11 protein-coding genes and 1 pseudogene are annotated in these 19,376 nt (G+C 40.3%); 4 read left to right on the forward strand and 8 right to left on the reverse strand.

Annotation, left to right across the window (positions count from 1 at the left end; translation table 11 throughout):
* Nucleotides 1-18: 18 nt before the first annotated feature.
* On the reverse strand, nt 19-1,305 hold the full coding sequence (gene purD, locus NSTC745_RS29895; RefSeq protein ID WP_445634246.1) for a phosphoribosylamine--glycine ligase: 1,287 nt from the start codon (nt 1,303-1,305) through the stop codon (nt 19-21).
* A gap of 590 nt (nt 1,306-1,895) precedes the next feature.
* Between purD and NSTC745_RS29900 the strand changes: the two genes are divergently transcribed.
* Nucleotides 1,896-2,855 (forward strand): NAD-dependent epimerase/dehydratase family protein, encoded by a 960-nt coding sequence (locus NSTC745_RS29900; RefSeq protein ID WP_445634247.1) that lies wholly within the window; start codon nt 1,896-1,898, stop codon nt 2,853-2,855.
* Here NSTC745_RS29900 and NSTC745_RS29905 read toward each other — a convergent pair.
* A pseudogene (locus NSTC745_RS29905) lies at nt 2,852-2,959 on the reverse strand (IS200/IS605 family transposase); the annotation flags it as partial. The gene NSTC745_RS29900 and the pseudogene NSTC745_RS29905 overlap by 4 nt on opposite strands.
* A gap of 179 nt (nt 2,960-3,138) precedes the next feature.
* On the opposite strand from NSTC745_RS29905, the gene NSTC745_RS29910 reads away from it, so the two are divergent.
* Entirely contained in the window at nt 3,139-4,851 is a 1,713-nt protein-coding gene (locus NSTC745_RS29910) for a GTPase (RefSeq protein ID WP_445634248.1), read from the forward strand.
* A gap of 3 nt (nt 4,852-4,854) precedes the next feature.
* Nucleotides 4,855-6,123: a GTPase gene (locus tag NSTC745_RS29915; protein WP_445634249.1), complete on the forward strand. Its 1,269-nt coding sequence runs from the start codon at nt 4,855-4,857 to the stop codon at nt 6,121-6,123.
* A 240-nt stretch (nt 6,124-6,363) separates the two neighbouring features.
* Here the strand turns inward: NSTC745_RS29915 and NSTC745_RS29920 are convergent, their stop codons facing one another.
* The 5 genes from NSTC745_RS29920 to NSTC745_RS29940 form a co-directional block, all read right to left on the reverse strand.
* Complete coding sequence (locus NSTC745_RS29920) at nt 6,364-10,296, reverse strand: DUF2157 domain-containing protein (protein WP_445634250.1); 3,933 nt, start codon at nt 10,294-10,296, stop codon at nt 6,364-6,366.
* Between the two features lie 631 nt (nt 10,297-10,927).
* The gene (locus tag NSTC745_RS29925) at nt 10,928-12,505 is read right to left on the reverse strand and encodes a glycosyltransferase family 39 protein (protein ID WP_445634251.1); all 1,578 of its coding nucleotides are present in this window, start codon (nt 12,503-12,505) and stop codon (nt 10,928-10,930) included.
* A gap of 1,118 nt (nt 12,506-13,623) precedes the next feature.
* Nucleotides 13,624-15,294, reverse strand: a complete 1,671-nt coding sequence (locus tag NSTC745_RS29930) for an alpha-amylase family glycosyl hydrolase (RefSeq protein ID WP_445634252.1) — start codon at nt 15,292-15,294, stop codon at nt 13,624-13,626.
* Nucleotides 15,295-15,438: 144 nt separating this feature from the next.
* A complete protein-coding gene (locus NSTC745_RS29935) occupies nt 15,439-16,152 on the reverse strand; it encodes a 2OG-Fe(II) oxygenase (protein ID WP_445634253.1) in 714 nt (237 codons plus the stop codon).
* 49 nt (nt 16,153-16,201) lie between these two features.
* A complete protein-coding gene (locus tag NSTC745_RS29940) occupies nt 16,202-16,807 on the reverse strand; it encodes a CDP-alcohol phosphatidyltransferase family protein (protein WP_445634254.1) in 606 nt (201 codons plus the stop codon).
* A gap of 425 nt (nt 16,808-17,232) precedes the next feature.
* Here NSTC745_RS29940 and NSTC745_RS29945 point away from each other — a divergent pair, with 425 nt between their 5' ends.
* Complete coding sequence (locus tag NSTC745_RS29945) at nt 17,233-17,427, forward strand: hypothetical protein (RefSeq protein WP_445634255.1); 195 nt, start codon at nt 17,233-17,235, stop codon at nt 17,425-17,427.
* A 22-nt stretch (nt 17,428-17,449) separates the two neighbouring features.
* Here the strand turns inward: NSTC745_RS29945 and NSTC745_RS29950 are convergent, their stop codons facing one another.
* Nucleotides 17,450-19,105 carry a B12-binding domain-containing radical SAM protein gene (locus NSTC745_RS29950; protein WP_445634256.1) on the reverse strand — a complete coding sequence of 552 codons (1,656 nt, stop codon included), beginning with the start codon at nt 19,103-19,105 and terminating at the stop codon, nt 17,450-17,452.
* Nucleotides 19,106-19,376: the final 271 nt, after the last annotated feature.

Genomic DNA, 19,376 nt, shown 5'->3' on the forward strand with positions numbered 1-19,376 from the left:
TCTGTGTATCGACGACAATTAGCGGTTCCCACTCAGTACTCTATGACCGATATCTCTCCGGTAATATATCCCCTCAAATTGAATGTATTCGATTCCTGCGTAGGCTTGGGCGATCGCTTTCTCAAAATCTTTTCCAATTCCAGTGACATTTAATACCCGCCCCCCATCTGTCACAACTTGTTGCTGCTGGTTCAATTTCGTACCTGCGTGAAAAACAGTTACTCCAGCTTTTTCTGCTTCTCTAATACCAGTAATTGCCTTATTTTTCTCGTATTCTCCCGGATAGCCGCCGGAAGCTGCCACCACTGTGGCGGATGCTCCTGCTTTCCAAGCGATAGGCGGTAATTCGCTTAAACGCTGCTGTACGCAGGCTAAAAGCAACTCTTCTAAGGGTGTGTCTAACAATGGCAAAATTACTTGGGTTTCCGGATCGCCAAAGCGGCAGTTAAATTCCAAAACCTTGAAGTTGCCATCGGGTGCAACCATTAACCCAGCATATAGTACGCCACGGTAATCTATGCCTTTCGATCTTAAGGAGGCGATCGCTTTTTCTAAAACTTCGGTTTGAACCCGTGCCATTAACTCTGGCGTCGCAATCGGTGTAGGCGCATAGGCTCCCATACCGCCAGTATTTTCCCCCGTATCGCCCTCACCAATCCGCTTATGGTCTTGAGCTGGCAGCAAAGGTCTAATTGTTAAGCCATCAGTTAATGCTAAAACCGATACCTCTTGCCCAATCAAACATTCTTCAATCACCGCAAATTCACCAGCACTGCCAAACTGACCTTGAAAAATCCCATCAATGGCACTCTGGGCTTGTTCAACTGTTTCTGCCACCGTTACGCCTTTACCAGCCGCCAAGCCATCAGCTTTGACAACAATTGGCGCTCCCTGAGATTTCACGTAAGATTTTGCTGCTGCTGCCTCTGTAAATACCGCAGCCCGCGCTGTGGGAATCCCCGCTTCCTGCATCAACGCTTTTGCCCAAGCTTTGCTGGCTTCAATTTGCGCCCCTGCTCTGACTGGGCCAAATACCATCAATCCTTTGCTTTGGAGATAGTCTGTAATGCCGTTGGCCAACGGCACTTCTGGGCCGACTACCACCAGAGTAATGCCATTTTCTAAAGCGTATCGGCTTATACCTTCAAAATCATCTACTGTCAGGGGCAAGTTCTGGCAACGTTCCATAATTGCTGTGCCCCCGTTCCCTGGTACGCAAACAACTTGCTCAATTTGCTCAGATTGCAGTAGTTTCCATGCCAGAGCGTGTTCGCGTCCCCCATTCCCTACAACTAAAACTTTCACTGATTTCCTCGTGCGTTTCTTGCGAAACGAGAATGCCCGATTCGGCTCTCGCGGATCAATTTTTCCATTAATTCTCGCACTTGTGCAAGCCCCCTGATGAATGTTGCATTCAATGGGAAGATGGGGAGATGGGGGGATGGGGAGATGGGAAGGCAGGGGGAGTAGGGGAGGTAACGGGAATAAGGAGAATAATTCTTAACTCCTCAGTCATCAGTCAACAGTCAACACATTCGAGGTTATTAAGTAGCTCAACCTAAAAAAACGTAAGACATAAATGTATATAAATGTAGGGTGTGTTAATGCTGAGGGTACAGCACCTCCATAGACTCTACATCAACTGAGGTGCGTTGCGCTTTGCGACAACGCACCCTACTATTGTTTTATGTTTAATTAAGTTGACCTACTTAATAGTAAAAACTAAATAAATATACTGAAACATTTGAAATAGAGCTATTCTTTAAGTATTTTTAATGAGTTTTGTCCATTGAAATCATTAGTAAAAAAATCCTTTCTTAGGTAATGACGATTATTGGTTACAAGTATTAACCTGTGAATGTAGAGATTAATTAAAATATCAAAAAATAGGCAACATGGGTAAAATTATCGTCACTGGAGTCGCTGGTTTTATTGGTTCTCATTTAACAGAAACGTTGCTGCAACAAGGAGAAGAAGTCATTGGAATTGATGAATTCAATGATTACTACGATCCGATGTTAAAGTATAAAAATATTGCACATTTAAATGGAGCGCGGGGCTTTACATTAATTGAAGCAGATATTCAGTTTTTAGATTGGCATAAACTCCTCGAAGATGTTGATGTAGTTTATCACCAAGCGGCACAAGCAGGGGTAAGGGCGAGTTGGGGTAAAGGTTTTACAAGTTACACAGAACGAAATATTAACGCTACACAAATCTTGCTAGAAGCTGCCAAAGATGCTAAAAGCCTCAAAAGGCTAGTGTTTGCCTCTTCGTCAAGTGTATATGGTGATGCGGAAACGTTACCTACCCACGAGGAAATTTGTCCCCAACCGGTTTCTCCATACGGGATTACGAAGCTAGCGGGTGAGTTTTTGTGTAAGCTATATCACAAAAACTTTGGCGTGCCATCTGTGTCATTGCGCTATTTCACCGTCTATGGCCCCAGACAGCGCCCAGATATGGCATTTCATAAATTTTTTAAATCGATTTTGCAGGATGAGGCGATTCCGATTTACGGTGACGGACAGCAAACGCGGGAATTTACTTATGTTAATGATATTATTGCCGCTAATTTAGCAGCAGCGATCGCACCCGAAGCAGTAGGAGAAATCTTTAATATCGGCGGCGGGAGTCGCGTAGTTTTAGCAGAAGTTCTAGATACAATTGAACAAATCGTTGGCAAGCCAATCAAAAGAAATTACATAGAAAAAGCGATGGGAGATGCTCGTCACACTGCTGCTGATATATCTAAAGCCCAGAAACTTCTCGGATATCGGCCGCAAGTTTCCCTAACAGAGGGTTTGACAGATGAATGGGAGTGGATGAAATCTTTGTATTGTCTATCCTTCTAATTTTGTTCTTCACTGCTGACATTCCCTGCTGTAGTCACAAAAAAGCTACTTGTCCAGAGTGACGGTAGCTTTTTTAGTTGTAGGAACTCTTGACACAAAGCATATCGATCGGAGTTTTGCTTTTAGCTGGTAGTCAAAATAACACCTTGGTACACAGTAACCTTGCGTAGGCGTAGCCAGGAAAAAAAGCCTCTAACGCGATGGAAAAATTTAGGAATTGATTACTTGAGAACTGTAGAAGGAAACAACAGCGATTCTAACAATAGGGCAACGGTAAGTAAATATGAATTTTTCTGATTTTGTTTTCTCTGCAACAGAGATTGCAGCTTTTGATTGTAATAAACAAAGGAAACGTATTTGGGAAGCAACAAAAAATCGCCCTGACAGTCCGAAAACTTGGCAATTTCGCTACGATCCGCTTTTTATTCCAGAAATCAGCAATAATCAGCTATTAGTCAAAAGTGAGCAATGGAACGAAAGTTTTTGGAGAACTAGCCTGACAATACAGTTAGACAATGACGAAGCAGGAAAACTTGCACACCAAGCTGTATGTAATCTGTATCCACCAGAACAGGCGCGAGAAATTCAACGTTCAAGCATTTTTGCTCTGCAAATTCCCTATATTAAAATTAATATTCCCGATCTAAAAGATTTGGCACCAAGAGCCAAAATTATCTTTGATAATTTTGAATTTGCTCAACCATCACAAGAATTCACCATCAAAATTGAATCTCCAGATAGAGAAACTGCTCTGAAAATTGAAAACAGCTTATCTTTGATGACTCTTGAGTATGAATTCTCGGTTTCTGCTCGAAAGTCACAGCAAAATACAATCAAGTTCTCACTCCAAAAACTAAAAAATAGCAACCTATATGCAGAATTAAATGGTTTAGGTGATGTAGCTTATGTACATCGAGACGATTTAAGAAAGTTACTAGAGGGAATTAATACAGAAATTTCTTTTGATGCTGTTATTGAGAAACCAGAGGATTTTGAGGCTGGACTATTTGACAAACTATTGAGTTATTGGAATCAATCGGAATCTTCAAAGAACTTTGACGAAACTAAATGGCAATCAACATATAATCAGGATGACTTAAAACCTAATATTCTGACCAAAGAATTAAATAAAATTTTCACTAAAGATGAAAATGAGAATCAGTGGAAATTTAATCCTGCTGCCGATCTCAGTGCTGATGCAGGAGCATTGACGCAAATTAAAGGCAAGATAGCAGGTAAGTTATCTTTATCAAATGAGAAACTCAAGAAGTTGCTACGAGAGCAAAATATTGAAGCAGATATACAAGGTACAAAAATAGAGGCTAAGTCTATCGATCTGCGCCAAGTTAATTTAGCTAATTTTAATGACCAAACTGAATTAATTAGTGTTGTGACATTTGTACAACCAATTGAAGATAACATGAGTAAAGGCTCAGTAGAGTTTTCTCGGTTAATTTCCAGTCCGGTATCTGATGTCAAAGATAAAATAATAGCCTTGTTTGGCAAAACCTCTGTTGGTAAGTCGGCAATTCTCAATTCATTGATTGGTATCGATCTAGCTGAAACTTATGAACAAAGTAATTTACTTACTATTTGTTTCCAATCACCTTTTATTTGGATCGATCTACCTGGCACAATTGGAAACAAAGATAATGAACAACTGGCAATTAAAAAGGCTCAGAAAGCTGATGGGCAGATTTTTGTAATTGATGGTGAGCCTTATCAAGATGAACTAGAGTTGTTCGATTTAGTCCATCAAAATTCATCGCATATTCCCAGGATTGTATTTGTGAACAAGTGGGATATTGTTACCAACAATAAACCAAAGAAAGATCGGGAAACTATACACTCTCGGATCTCAGAAAAAATGAGCAGATTTGTCAATTCTCCAGAGGATATTGTTTATGGTAACGCAATGTTTTTTGACCAATTGCAGGATCGAATGATCGGACAAGAGTTACCTCAATTAATTAATAAAATAAAGGATATTTTTTAGAATATGGTTAGCAATCAAGAAATTCGTGAGGAAATTTCTCACGTTCAAGCTGAACTAGAAGAAGCACTGAAAAACCTGAAGCAGCAATTTGGTAAAAAACTTAAAGAAAAAGAACGTCAAGACATTGAAAACGAATTCCTGGAAATCAACGAACTTCTAGAACGTCTAAAAACTGGCTTAATTTGGGTAGCTCTGTTTGGTAAAACCTCTGTTGGGAAGTCAGCAATTCTCAATTCATTAATCAATGACGATGTTGCAGAAGTTGGCGTTGAACATGATAAAACTATTATTCCAACTTCCTATAAAAAAGAACCTTGGAATATAGTAGATGTACCTGGAATCATGGGTGAACAGCGTAATGAAAAGTTGGCAATTGAGGAAGCAAAGAAAGCTCATGGACATATTTTCGCCATTGATGGCGAACCTTATCAAGATGAACTAGAATTGTTCGATTTAGTCCATGAAAATTCCCCGGATATTCCTAAGATTGTATTTGTGAATAAGTGGGATATTGTTAAAAACAATAAACCTAAGAAAGATCAAGAGACTATACGCTCTCGCATCTCAGAAAAGATGGGCAAATTTGTGAAGTCTCCAGAAGATATTGTTTATGGTAGTGCCATGCTTTTCGATCAAAAAAGTGATGAAATGATCAGACAGGAATTACCTCAACTGCTCGATCGCTTACATGAAAGTGCTGGGACTTTGGGTGCATTAATGAATATTCTAGATCCAGCCCAACGTGCCGTTAACTTGACTGATAGCATGAACAAGCGTATTTTCGATACTAGGTTAAAACTTGTACGGAAGTTCATTGGTGTTTTCAGTAGTATTTCTGCATTGGCTGGAGCAGTACCATTTGCCACGTTGCTTGTTCATCCACCACTCCTAGTAAGTATGGTGTTTACGATCTGTGTGATTATGGGAAAAAAACAAACCAAGTCTGAGGCGATAAAAATAACTCAAAATATTTTTGGGACTTGTGGTAAGGTTATCGGTGCAAGTTTTATGGGTACAGTTGGGATAGTTTTTATCACAGATATGGCTTCAACCGTACTGGCTCCTATTGGCGGAATTGGTATATTGGTAGGACTTTTGGCAAGTATAGGTGGTGTAGGCTATTTTAGCTATAAGTACACTGCTACATTAGGTGAAGTAACAGTAGAGTATCTTCGCAATGGCTTTTCTTGGGGAGAAGAAGGGGAAGCAAAAATTATTAAGCGCTGTCAAGAGCAAGTTAAGGAAATCTATATGAAGCTCAAACCCATCTAACATTTCAATGCGATCGCCTGATTTTGTAGTGAACTGACACGACTAAAATGATGCAATAGATTTTTGAGGTATTGATAGAAACCAACGTTTTTGATTTTTGCTAATGCAACATTTTAGCTGTGTCAGTACAGTAGGGTGCGTTAACAAAGTAAGTGTAACGCACCAAATCAACCGATAACTTAATTTTGTTGCATTCTATTCCTGTATCTGCTTATTCATACTGCAATCAACAACGCCGCCCTATTCCCACGATCGCAATTCATCAATGGTATTACGAATTAGAAAAGTTATTTGGGCGCGGCGGGTTTCAAAGTTGGCGGCGATATAAATCAGTAGAATACCGACTAGCAAGCCAACAACCCATTTTAAAAATGAGTACTGCAAGCTGAAGATTACTGATTGATAGATAGTAGTAATTAGAAAAGTAGCTGTACCAATGTAAAGAAAAGCCCGAACTCGCAAAGCTAATCCAGCGAAAATGGCGATGAGGCTAAAAATTCCCGGAATCCAAGGCGTGTTTTGATGAAATAAAATTGCCCAGCCACAAATTAAACCGCTACCTAACAACCGCAGGCTATGACGAACTATTTTAGATTCTGGTAGTTTCAGTTGCGTATCTACTTGAGCTATATAAAGTAGTGATAACCCAAATGGTGTTACGTACCACAAAGCTTCGCGCAGATATAAGCTATAGAACCAACGGTACAGCGCCCAATCAACCAACGCTACACTAATATAGGTAAAACGGATGTTTTCGCCGACTTTTGCTAAAAAGATGTAATATCCAGCGGTGAGTAGCAAAGCGATCGCGTAAACTTGCAGTGCAGTTTGCCATAAAACTATTAGTGGTAAAACGTATGCAGCTTGTTGCCAAGGTCTTTTAGACCAACCCCAATTTTCCCAAGGTAGAATATACAGAAAGTAGGCGGCTACAGAGGCGATCGCAACATTCCAAGGAAGTAATTGTGTAGCAAATAGACGCCCTATTGGGGTTTCCTGCAATAAAATACTGAAGAAACCCGCCTCTAACAAACCCAGGTAAACCCAAACTTCATCTATTGTTATCCGCCATGTTGAAGATACCGAGGGTTGGGGCGATCGCTTTCCCTGAAAAATCGCATACCTAACCAAAAATACCCCTGTTCCCAATCCCACTAAACGGTTAGCTCCAATGGGAACGGCAATGGCAAACATTAATAAGCAGCTACTCCAAGCCCAGTGAATATCTGCTATGCCTTTGAGTTCTTGGGGAGTTAAGCGTAAGTAGCTTGTCAGCCAACGGGAGAGTATGCGATAGACATACATGATAGTAGTGCCAAGGGCAGACATGGCAATCAATCCATCGCCTAATTCTCCTTCTGAAACTTGTAACATTTGATAAAACAAAAGTTCGTAGGCAGAAATTGATACGCCAACGATCCCTAAATACACCAATGGTTTAAAGTCTTCCCGGCGACGCCCCACGCCAATGATAATTAAAGCTACGCCCAAGGAACACAAACCCGTCCAATCGGTGAAGGTGTTTACACGTAGGAATACACTGAAGACACCATAAATTATCGGTAGAATGTGAAAGCTGCTAGGCAAGCTTTGTAATTGATGTCGTCGTTTCCACCACTCTCCCACAAGCTGAGTAAGTAAACCCAAGGCTATATTGGCGATCGCCATCCTCACAATCGATGGCTCCCCAAATCCTAATGCCTGGGCTGTCAACAATTCCAAACACCAGCCAATGCCATAAAATGCCCAATTTGTTGGTTGTCGCCAACTGCGATAGACAATGCCTGCCAAAATGATACCAGTGGCAAGTAAGTACAAAAATCCGGGATTAACCACTCCTCGGTAAATCAGAACTGAGTGCAGCGTCAAAGCCAACAATTCACAACCACACAAAGCCATCGCCCATTTATCGCTAGCGGCTGCATAAATAAGTGCTAATTCGTTACCGCGTTGCCTAAGTGCCGTGCGGATTAACCATAAACTGAAAGTTGCGATCGCTCCGGCAACAAACCAACCAGCCACCGCCAGACGAGGCAAACCAGGCACGCCCGTCCACAGCAGCATTCCGATAAAACTTAAAACAAATCCTTCGGTAATTACTGCACTTACTTGGTTTCGCAAGTGACGCGTATTGACGAACATTAATCCCGCACCCACCGCCAAACCGATTAATCTAGTTCCTGGAACCTGTAAAGTAAGTAACTGGACAATTCCCAAAGCCAAAATACTTAAGTAACGGTTAATAGTCCGATTCTCTATATTTGTGCGGTTGGCAACACCCGTGAGAGCTATGGGCGTAATTAGCCAAATAACTCCCCAATTCGCTCTACTATCAGCCATACCGTACCAAGATGATTCTGCATTCATCCACAACAGCAAAAAACTAAGGGCGGCTAGTCCTAAACCGATGTCCCATGCACTACGTCGCCATATTCCATTTCCCAGACTAAATATCCATTCTGCAAGCATCACAGCCAACAAAATGCTTGCCCAAACTTCTCTGCTGAGTGTTGGCAATAACCAATTGATAAAAGAGCAGAACGTCAATACGCCGATGATATGAGTTAGGTATACCAGGGGAGGAGATGAGTCAGGGCGGCGTTTGGTGACGATGGCAAGCGTGATGGTGGAAAATAGCAGATTTAGCGATCGCAACGTAGGATTGACTAGGGCGATGGTTGTGAGAAACGTTGCAAATAATAAAGTAAGTACTTCGCCAAATCTAGCCAATTCTCGTTTTTGGACGCGATACAAATTATCTGTCAACGCCACCATCAAAATTACGTAGGGAAACAAAACCACACCCAGCAACGCCGAAGGTTCATTTTGAGAATTTGTCAATCCGATAGCAATAGCCATCGCCAAATTCTGTAAGCGTTCCGGTACTAATCGCCAAAAGAGCCAAATTGTCTGTAAGCCAATGACGAAAATCGCTGCTAAGTCAACTTTTAAACTGTAGCGCTGCAAGCGATTTCCTGCAAACCACAAACCCAAACCACTCACAGCGATCGCTTGCCAGGGATAATTAATTACTGAAACCAACCAACCCAAGAAAAGTAAAATCGCACCGAGTTTTTCCCAGAGTAAAGCAGATGAGGGAGATGGGGGGATGGGGAGAGGGGGAGATGAGGGAGATGTTACTGTTACTTCTTGATTTCCCCCTGCCCCTCCCTCCTGTGCTAACCAAGTCACCAACCAGCCGCAAATGCCAATAGCTAAACCCAACTGCGTGACATTTACCCCAGCAATAAAAATCGCCCGCACTAGCAGGATAATTAAAGCATAAATAATTACAGTAGCGCGTAAGCTAATACTTAAATTGTGGCGATCGCCTGTATTTTCCACATGTGGATGGCGATTATCGAGGACTGTAATGATAGTTGTGGCTATGATTCCCAGATAAACGGCAATTAAGGGAAATCCTTTGAATTGCCAACCCCAATGCAGATAACTCAGTCCAAGAATATTTACTATAGGTAATTTGGCGGCATGTAAATTGGGAAAAAGAGTGCGATTTTTGGAGATTGAAACAGTAATAGCAGTTAGGGTAGGGCAGGCGATCGCAACTACAATCCAATTCAAAGGATTTTGCCATAACCCAAAGCTATCCATAGCCCAAAAGTTTACTGGCACTAACAAAAGAGTAGCAATCAGTAATGTCTGAGCTGTCAATCTCAAATTATTTTGCCTAGTCGCCCAAAAGCTTAACCCCCAGAAACTCAAAGTATAAGCAAATAAAACTCCATACTGTCCAGAAGCCGGAAATTTTTCCCATTGACTAGCAGCCAGTACCCCAGAGGACACCACTACCAAAAATACTCCTAGAAAAAGCAGCCAGCGGACGCTCAATTCTGCCCCTAGTGACTGCAACATTGTGCTGATAAAGCTGGGTTCGGCTGGTTTTTCTGGCGGTTGTCTGCGGCTACTAGCTTGTAAAGTAGCTACAGGCAACTGTTCCACAGGATCGGAAGTTGCAAATTTTACTTTAGTTTCGACTTGAGTTTGGGGTTGCAACACCACCGTACAGGTGAGAAATTCTCGGCATAGCTGCCTGACTTGGGAATCGGATATTAAACCCAAGCGTAGCCATATCTCAAGTCCTTCTAATAAGTGAGGATGGGAAGATGGAAGTCTGATTTCAATTTTTAGCGGGCGTTCGAGGGGCGATGACATAAGCCGCAATAATAGAGATATATACTTAAATCATGGATTTATTCAAGTATATTTTTGCTCTAATTTTCCTAATTCTGAGCTAATTGATATTAATTTTTAATGTGAGTTCGATGGCTTATATTTTCAATACTTCTTGAAAAGTTTAGATACCCACGGTAGTACCGCTTCACTTTAAGATTAAATTTTAGTTTTAAGTAGAACGCAGGAGGCAGGTGGTCACTGAATCTCGACTTCTCTACAAGACGCTACGCGTAGCTTGCTTGCCCTCAAGGTACGCTCGATTTCCGCGTAGCCGAAGTGAGGCAGGAGGGAAAAGCCTGTTTTTATCGGTTTAACTATATCAGAACTTATACCGTTTCTTTGTGAAGCTGCGCCAAACTCTCTCAAACTCTTGCCTTTGCGCTCTTCTCTACGAGACGCTGCGCGTTGGCGGAAGCCTCTCGTAGAGAAGGCGGTTCGTTAAAAAAATTAAACGCATTTTCATACAGAATTGGTATTACGCAAAAGATAACGAAAGTAGCGGTAATACCCTGCGGGTTCGCTCTTAGCGTTCTCGCAGAGTAGCCGCTGTGCGTCTACATGAATTACCACAACGCTTGAATAAGGTTTTCAGTCACATATTGCGTAAGTCCTATTTAATAGCTTTCCAGAGAAATTTGTCTATCTGCTGTAACTTGAAGTTATAAATTTTCTCAATTCCAGCTTTTAAAGAATCAGAAGGCTGGAACAAAAAGATATCAGTAAAACCACTAGGAATTTCTGGTAATTTATTTGAACTAACAATTTGAAATTGCACCTTTGGAACAACTAAGTGAGCGAGTATTTGTATTTCTGGAACTATTTTGCCATCGCTAATTAAAAGTGCGCGATCGTATTGAGAAACTATGTTCGCTATTTTCGGATATTGTTCGTATTTTTCCGGAAATTTGTTCCACCACATCTGAGCTTGAGAACTGATTCCACAAGATACGATCCCAATAATTATTATCAACACGCTTGCAACTGACCAAAGCTTTTTTTGGAAAATTTTAGTATTATTAAACCTGATTTTATTTGCTAATAAATAAGCAACAGTTAACTGTATGCCTAAAATGCAAGGAAGCGTATATCGACTAGTACCGTATCGCTTTTGAAACACAAAATCCAAGATTATCAAGGGAAGCCCCACAGACCCAATTAATGTTAAAATAAATAACCATACTCTTTTAGAGTTTCTTCGACAAAGAACATAAATTGAATAAATGATTAGAGTTAAAATAATTCCAATAAAAGGAATTAAAGCAAATCTAAGTTCCTTGGAGTCACTAGGGCTAATACCAAAATCAAGAAACCCACGACTAATAATTCCAGCCCATCTTGTAGCTGAATCAAATAAGGTTTGTTTTGCATTTGCCCAATATATTGCATCTGAGTGAGGATTAGTCATAATAATCCAAATCCAAGGTACAAAAGTCATAAACCCTACAAGCGATGCAAGCAGGTAAGAAATTGAGGTTTTACTCAATCGAAAGCGTTCAATTATAGCTACGTAAATTGCCTGTGCAAGAGCAATAAAACCAAAAAATATATGGGTATAAAATCCTAGTGATAATGTTACTGTATAAATGCACCAACTAACTTTCGTTTTCAGGCGCATAGCTCGCAGCAGTGCCGCACTGGATATTAAGATAGTTATTATCCATAAACTATAAGCTCGTGCTTCTTGTGCATATATGACATGAGCAGGTGAAACGGCTACCAATGCCATCGCTATCCATCCTGTTAGCGAAGACCGAAATAATTCTTTACATAGCCAATAAATACAAGGAAAAGTTAACAAACTAATAAATGCCGAAAAACTTCTCGTCACTGCTACAGAATTACCAAAGATCTTCACCCAAAACCTAGTCAGCAAGACGTGTAGTGGCAAAATATGTGAGTCTTCTAAGGCTATGCCTTTCATAACATCAATGGTAGTTTTCTCAGGATTAGGATACTGGTATTTATCAAATTCTTCTGCATTGATTAAATTACCATTACGTAAATTGGCTTCCATTTCTGACTGCGTATATCCAGATACGCGTAATGATAATACAACTTCATCACTCCAATAAATTTTTTTGTCAATATTGACGAAGCGAAAAAAGACACCTATTACTAATAAGATGATAATTAAAAAGCGGATCGAAGATTGAGAAACAAGCCAGCTTTGTGACAATTTTTTTTTCATGTGTTTTTCAATCCTATTAAAGTTTTAACAAAGAAAAATAACATTTTATTTCCTCTTGTATAATGATTTACATATATGTTAAATGGCTCGATGTATAGATTATTTTAATACTATTTCATACCACGTCCAAAATTCAGTTTCAAATGAATTAAGAAATAAAAAGTAAAAATATAATCCCCAGAAATAAATTTAAAGCTGGCGTTACAAGGGCAAAAACCACCAATCTGAGGGCAGTTCCATTAAGCGAGGTAACTCCACCAACAAACTGCCTCAACTTTTTCATATAGGGGCTTGTTTCATTGTTATTTTTCTTTATGAGTGCCTTTTAAGTTTTTAATTCTGTATTGCTCGGTCATAATTTGCAAATTGTGAATATTTTTAACTTTAGTGGAAAAAGTAATTATTCTTCAACTAAATTTAGAGTGTATTAAATTATATCTAAATCTAAATTCGGTAGGAAATTATTGTATTCGATCGGGATAAATTTTTATAAAATTACTATTTTAGCAGATATATTTGCACCTGAATATAATGTTCATGTAATATTTTATATTACACACATCGCAAAATGTAAAATACTCTTATTAAAGATAAAAAGATTTGATAAAGTTTTGATTAAAAAACTATAAATACGCTTGGTACAGCTTTAAAACTAAAGGTAAATTGAGTTTATTGAAACCTCAAAAAATGGTATTTTTCAAGGGTTTTAGCTGGAGTTAACATTAATACTAATTAAACGTTGCATATGTGATGTATATGAGTATCGTATCTGATAGTCATCTGATACTATTTATTTACATAGCAACCTATTGCATCCACATCAACTTACCAAGTGTTTGCATTAGTTCTGTTATTTTTGCCCCCTTAGCTAACCATATCTGCCAAAAGCCCTCTGTGCTATCAGAGGGCTTTTATTTGCTTTCAACTAGAGACTTATATCATGTCCTGTTAAAAACTTATGATTTAGAGTGCAGGGGAGGCAGGGAGCAGGAGGGAAAAGACTTTTGGGATTTTTGCACAGATTCGGTATTTATAAGTGATTAGCGGGAGATGATATTACAAATGAAAAAATATGCAATTAGCTTTTGTGGGGTGGGCTTTTTAAACATCCTCTAAAACTACTGCCAGACAAATACCTTGGCTGTATAGCTTGGTAAGTCAGTGACTAAACTATCTTCTTGAGTTTCCACTTCACAGTTACCGAACCAATCTCGCCAATACTCAGCACTGGGAAAGTTTGGAATTTCGTACTTAGTTAGATTTACGGCAGAAAAGTTGACCGCGACGACGACCTGGGAATCCTGTTTGTCCCAGCGGCTGTAAGCCAGTACTTTATTGTTTTTGTCTTCGTGAAAAAATTCGATATTGTCGCTTTGCAGGGCTAGGTTTTGGCGACGTAAAGCAATCAGTTTTTGATAATACTTAAATAAATTATGGTTCTGGTCGCTTGTCAACAATGACCAAGTAATCTTTTGTGGTTGAGTCACACTTTCGCTTTTTGGCTGGTATTCGCCAAATTCTTCTCCCATCCACAGCATTGGTATACCCATTGCTGTCATTAACAGGACTGCTGCTAACTTTGCCCGCTTAAATGCTTCTGCATCAAAGATACCAGCATCGCCTAATTCTCGCAATAGACGTTGGCGATCGTGTGTTGCCAAATAATTTATCACATTAGTGGCAGTTGCGTAACCCTGTTTTTTAGGGTCTAAAATTTCCTTTAATTGTTCTAATTCAAATGATTTTCCACAAATATATGGAACTACAAAGTAGCGAAAACTTTCATGCCAACAACCATCTAATGGCCCATCTGGTTTGACTACAGTGTTTGTATCGGGAATGTGTTCGGCAATATTATAAAAATGCTTGGATGCAGCATGTTTTTTTGCTTGCTTAGTCAGCCAGTTGAAAAATTCAAAGTTAGCCAATTGGCGTACCGCATCAAAACGAATTCCATCAATGTGATATTCTTCAATCCAAAATTTGACTACATCACCGATGTATTTCCATGCTGGCTTAACATTTAATTTTTCGTCGTAATTATCATAGTTAAATTCTGGTCCCCAGTAATTATCTGGGTCTTCTGGATAATGCTTGTATTCGTAGTACCAATAATTCCGGTCAATGAGCAGTAATGGACATTCTTCGTCTGTATGATTGTAAATTGCATCCATAAAAACACGAATGCCTCTAGCATGACATTCGTCTATTAATTGCTTTAAATCTTCTGTGGAACCGTAACTAGATTCTGTCGCAAAGTAGTGGCGGACTTTATAGCCCCAACTATAGTTACCTGGGTATTCGTTAACTGGCATTAATTCAATTGCATTTATTCCCAATTCAAGCAGATAATCTAACTTGGCAATTACCCCTAAATATTTACCTCGTTTATCAGAGTCAACCTCATCGCCGGTAAAATCAGCAACGTGCATTTCATATATGACTAATTCCCGATTATCAGGCAACGGCATTTCATCGTGTTGCCAAACATAAGTATCAACAATACGTTGACCGTCTTTAATTCGCACTGTGGCATGTTTTTTTGTTTCATTAACATCTGTTGCCTTCGGGTCGATAATATCTATCCATTCATTAGGTGCAAAATTGGGACTTTTGGTTTGAATGCGAAATTTATATTGATAAACCCCGTCTTTTAGTTGTATTTTAGTGCGAAAATAACCGTCTTCGCTTTTTTGCATTGGGATTTCTTGCCAATCAGAAAATGACCCAATTAAAACTGCTCCTTGGTTACGAGGAGCGAACAAGGTAAATTCAATCAAATTTCCCATTTCCAAATTTATAGAATTTCTATAAATGCAATCAATAAAATTGATTTTCTATGACTAAATAATTTGTAGCTTCTTTCTCAAGTAATAAATTTTTTCGGTCTTTTTTATTTGACTTTTGACTTACGTCCAGTGATATTAATTATGCTAATGGCGAAAAACTTGGCGAAAACCAAAATAGGCGATCGCATCCTTCATATTCGAGACGAAACGTTTTAACATACCCATACGGCTGTCGGTGACATACTCCAAAGTCAAAACGATTCGCTGTTCGTTCTCGCCTAAAGGAGTAACTCTATGGTAAAGTTTGTCACCGTTAAATAATACTAAGGTACCAGGAGTTAAGGAAAGCGATCGCATTTGTGTTTCCCGTTCCGGAATATCCTTGTAGAGTTGATATTCCAACTTGCTTGAGGAACGATCGACTAAACCGAGTAACACTGTGTAGCGTTTGCCGCGATAGTAAGATGTATCGTAGTGATATTGAATATGATCTCCAGGCTCAGTGTAGTAGTATAGCGCGTAAGTATGGGGATCGCGATCGGGACAGGGAAGCAGTTTTTCACCCGTAATTTCGTTGAAAAAATTGAAAAGGGCATTTAATTGATAAAATTCTCCGAAAATCGGCGCTAGCTTATCTAAGCTATAGCGGCTAATACTACCGCCTTTTTTATGATTGGGAATATAGTTACGATTGATAGCAGGTTCCAGCGATGGTAACAAACTCAAAAACTCATTGAGAATCGAATTAGGAAGAAAGTTTTCAAGCACTAAAAATTCATTCTGTGCTTGAAACTCAGCTTTCAGTTTTTGATAATCAACAGCTGCTATGGTTTGATAAATTTCAGTTTGAAGCTTCATTAAACTCCTCAGCCATCAGTCAACGTCATCATTCAACACTCCTTACTCCCTAATTTCCTTGAGACTTTGGGAGTGCGAAAAATTGCCAAATTACCCATATAGCAAACGTTGGCGCACCAATACTAGCTGCAATTAGTAACGGTTGTAGTCCGTTGAGTAAGGCGACTATGGGAAACAAATACAGCACATCTTCAATGTCAAAGCCGGCAAAATTTGGTTGACGGGTGGCTTCTTTACCTAAACGCTGTTCCATTTGGTTTCGCAAATGAAAAATGCAAGCGACAGATATGCCGGATATTATACCCATAAGCAACGCCCACGAACCAAGTTCGCTTTCTCTAAGACCATATCCAATGCCCATAAATAAGAGAATGTGGATAATCGCATCACTAAAAAGGTCGTACTGATGTCCCAATTTGCTGCTTTTCCCACTCAAACGGGCTAATTCACCATCCGTGTGATCTAAAAAATTGGATAAAGCAAACACGATTGTCCCAATGTTAGACCAAATACTATCGCCAACCGCCAATGCAACAGCAGCAGCCAGTCCTGTTACTAGTCGGACTGTGGTGAGATGATTGGGATTTACCCAACTGTCTTTTAGAGGTCGAACTAGCCAGTAAGCAAGTTGAGCATCCCAAGTCTTTGTCGTCATAAATGAAGTTGAATTTGATGTGGTCTTTAAGTATCTAGACTGATAATTGCCACATCTGTCTAGAGATATAGATTATTATTTTACATAAATTTTCTGGGAATTAAATCATACATTAGGTTAGCTACGCTGTATGTCGTATAGGGGAATTCAGGATTTACCCAAAATCGTTGTGTAGAGACGTAGCATTGCTCATTAGTGTCAACTTAACGTGAAACTCTGATGAAAACGTGATGAGCGAGTTCTACTCACTTACCATCAAGATCCCGCGTTACCCCACCCCGGCTTTGCTGACGCAAAACCGCCCCTCCCCTTAGCAAGGGGAGGGGTTGGGGGTGGGGTAAAACGATTGTCGGGCAACAGTTTGAGCTTAAGTTTACACCAATGAGCAATGCTACGTTTCTACATTGTTTTTTACAAGATGCCTAATGCAGGGCAATGCATTAACAACGCAGGGCAATGCATTAACAACGCAGGACGATGCATTAACAACGCAGGGCAATGCATTAATAACGCAGGGCAATGCATTAACAACGCAGGGCAATGCATTAATAACGCAGGGCAATGCATCAACGACGCAGGACGATGCATTAACAACGCAAGCGATCGTTAGACACCCTTAGAGCATCCCGGCTAAAATACCTACTAGCTACGAACCTTAGTCAGGATTTTCTGGGAATAGAACGAAGCTGATTCTTCGTTTTTGGCACAATCTTGGGCAAATTTAATCAGATGATGCCCCACAAGCCCGACGTGAATCAGGCTTTCAATATCGCCTGCTTTTAGTGCTGGTTTCGCCATTTTCCAAAAAGTTTGGCGATAGTTACTAAATATACCTATCCTCAACAAAATATTGATTAAATAAGTTAAACCTTTGCGAATATTAGCCCCAGAAGTACGAGCTGGGCTGTTGGGGACTTTGATGCGGTTTGGGTAAGTGTGTTCCATGTTGTACGCGAACCGCTGATATAAAAATTCCGGCTCATAAGCTGTGGTGATGCAGCGCCGCCACATTTCGACAACTTGCTCGTAAGGCATTAAAAACTCTACATTCGATTCGCGGTTTTCATCAAATACAAGTCGTCCTTCTGCTTCTAATCTCCGCCATAAAGGAGTTCTCGGCAATGCATGGAGTAAATTAATTGTCAACATGGGAATTTGGGAGGCGCGAATAAATTCGAGAATGCGATCGCCTGTTTCTGGTGTATCTGTATCTAAGCCGATGATGATTCCCGAAACTACTTCCATGCCATAGCTATTTAAAGTCTGAATCGCTTTTAAAATCGGCATACTCAGGTTTTGGTCTTTGGAGATCGCATGGAGGGCTTCTGGTTCTGGCGTTTCAATGCCGCAAAAGATGGTGCAGAAATAGGCTTCGCGCATCATCTCCAGCAATTTGGGGCTTTGAGCGAGGTTGAGGGTTGCTTCGCAGGCAAATTGGATGGGGTAGCCATTGCGCTTTTGCCAGTCGATTAGGTGAGGAAGTAATTTCATGGCAGCGCGGCGATCGCCAACAAAGTTATCATCGACAAAATATACTGCTCCCAAATTGCCCGATCGCAGCATTGCATCTAACTCAGCGACAACTTGCTCTGGGGTTTTCATCCGGGGGTTGCGTCCGTAGAGTTCTGGAATATCACAAAACTCGCAACGATAAGGGCAACCGCTAGAAAACTGGACGTTTGCTAGGAAATAATCATTGATATTTAATAAATGATAAGCTGGGGTGGGGAACTCAGTCAGAGGCAAACGTTCTTTAGTTTCAAAGCGAATTTGCCCTTGGGGACGTTCGGAGTGTTGGTCTAGATACTCGATGAGGCGATCGGTTGCATCTCCCAATTCACCCAAATGTAAAATATCAAATTCTGGATAATACTCTGGGCAACCAGATACAGAAGGGCCGCCGATAACTGTGATTTTGCCAGCTCGATGGGCAAGTTCATTAATTTGATTAATCTGTGGTTTTTGAATGTGCATTCCACTGACAATTACCACATCAGCCCATTGGTAATCAGCCTTAGTTGCTGATTTGACATTCTCATCAATAAACCGGACTTCCCATTCTTGAGGTAAGTAAGCAGCCACAATTAAAATACCTTGGGGTGGCATAAAAGCTCGGACATTACCCATGAGTGGGTAGGCGTAATGAAATGTCCCAAATGAGCGGCTGTACTTGGGAAAGATACAAAGAATACGCCGATGATGCAAGGGAATGTAGCGGTTTTTTTCAGTATTAGCAGCGGTTTTGGAATCTGCCGCCAGAGCAATTGGGTTTTCTAAAGACTTCAGGTTTACAGTCATTACAAATTTCACCCCGGAAAACTGAGCAGCTAATTTAACAATCTACTGACGCAATCAGCTTGAATTCCAACTAGCTTACCGCGATCTTTCAGAAGTTTTTAATTGTAAGATAGAAAACTTACTTGAAAATAGGGCATGGAGCAAGCAGGAAGTGTGGGAGGGGTGGGAGGTGTGGGAGGATAGGGAAGAAATCTTTCCCCCCATACTCTCCACACTCCCCACACTCCCCCATCTCCTCATCTCCCAGTCCCTAAGCATGGGGCATAGGCGT

Source organism: Nostoc sp. DSM 114161 (genome assembly GCF_052692665.1).

Excerpts from the sequence above, each read along its gene's own strand:
- NSTC745_RS29935 (WP_445634253.1), bottom strand. The coding sequence starts at position 16,152 with ATGAAGCTTCAAACTGAAATTTATCAAACCATAGCAGCTGTTGATTAT.
- NSTC745_RS29930 (WP_445634252.1), bottom strand. The coding sequence starts at position 15,294 with ATGGGAAATTTGATTGAATTTACCTTGTTCGCTCCTCGTAACCAAGGA.
- NSTC745_RS29900 (WP_445634247.1), top strand. The coding sequence starts at position 1,896 with ATGGGTAAAATTATCGTCACTGGAGTCGCTGGTTTTATTGGTTCTCAT.
- NSTC745_RS29915 (WP_445634249.1), top strand. The coding sequence starts at position 4,855 with ATGGTTAGCAATCAAGAAATTCGTGAGGAAATTTCTCACGTTCAAGCT.
- NSTC745_RS29920 (WP_445634250.1), bottom strand. The coding sequence starts at position 10,296 with ATGTCATCGCCCCTCGAACGCCCGCTAAAAATTGAAATCAGACTTCCA.
- NSTC745_RS29945 (WP_445634255.1), top strand. The coding sequence starts at position 17,233 with ATGCAGGGCAATGCATTAACAACGCAGGGCAATGCATTAACAACGCAG.
- NSTC745_RS29910 (WP_445634248.1), top strand. The coding sequence starts at position 3,139 with ATGAATTTTTCTGATTTTGTTTTCTCTGCAACAGAGATTGCAGCTTTT.
- NSTC745_RS29940 (WP_445634254.1), bottom strand. The coding sequence starts at position 16,807 with ATGACGACAAAGACTTGGGATGCTCAACTTGCTTACTGGCTAGTTCGA.
- NSTC745_RS29950 (WP_445634256.1), bottom strand. The coding sequence starts at position 19,105 with ATGACTGTAAACCTGAAGTCTTTAGAAAACCCAATTGCTCTGGCGGCA.
- NSTC745_RS29925 (WP_445634251.1), bottom strand. The coding sequence starts at position 12,505 with ATGAAAAAAAAATTGTCACAAAGCTGGCTTGTTTCTCAATCTTCGATC.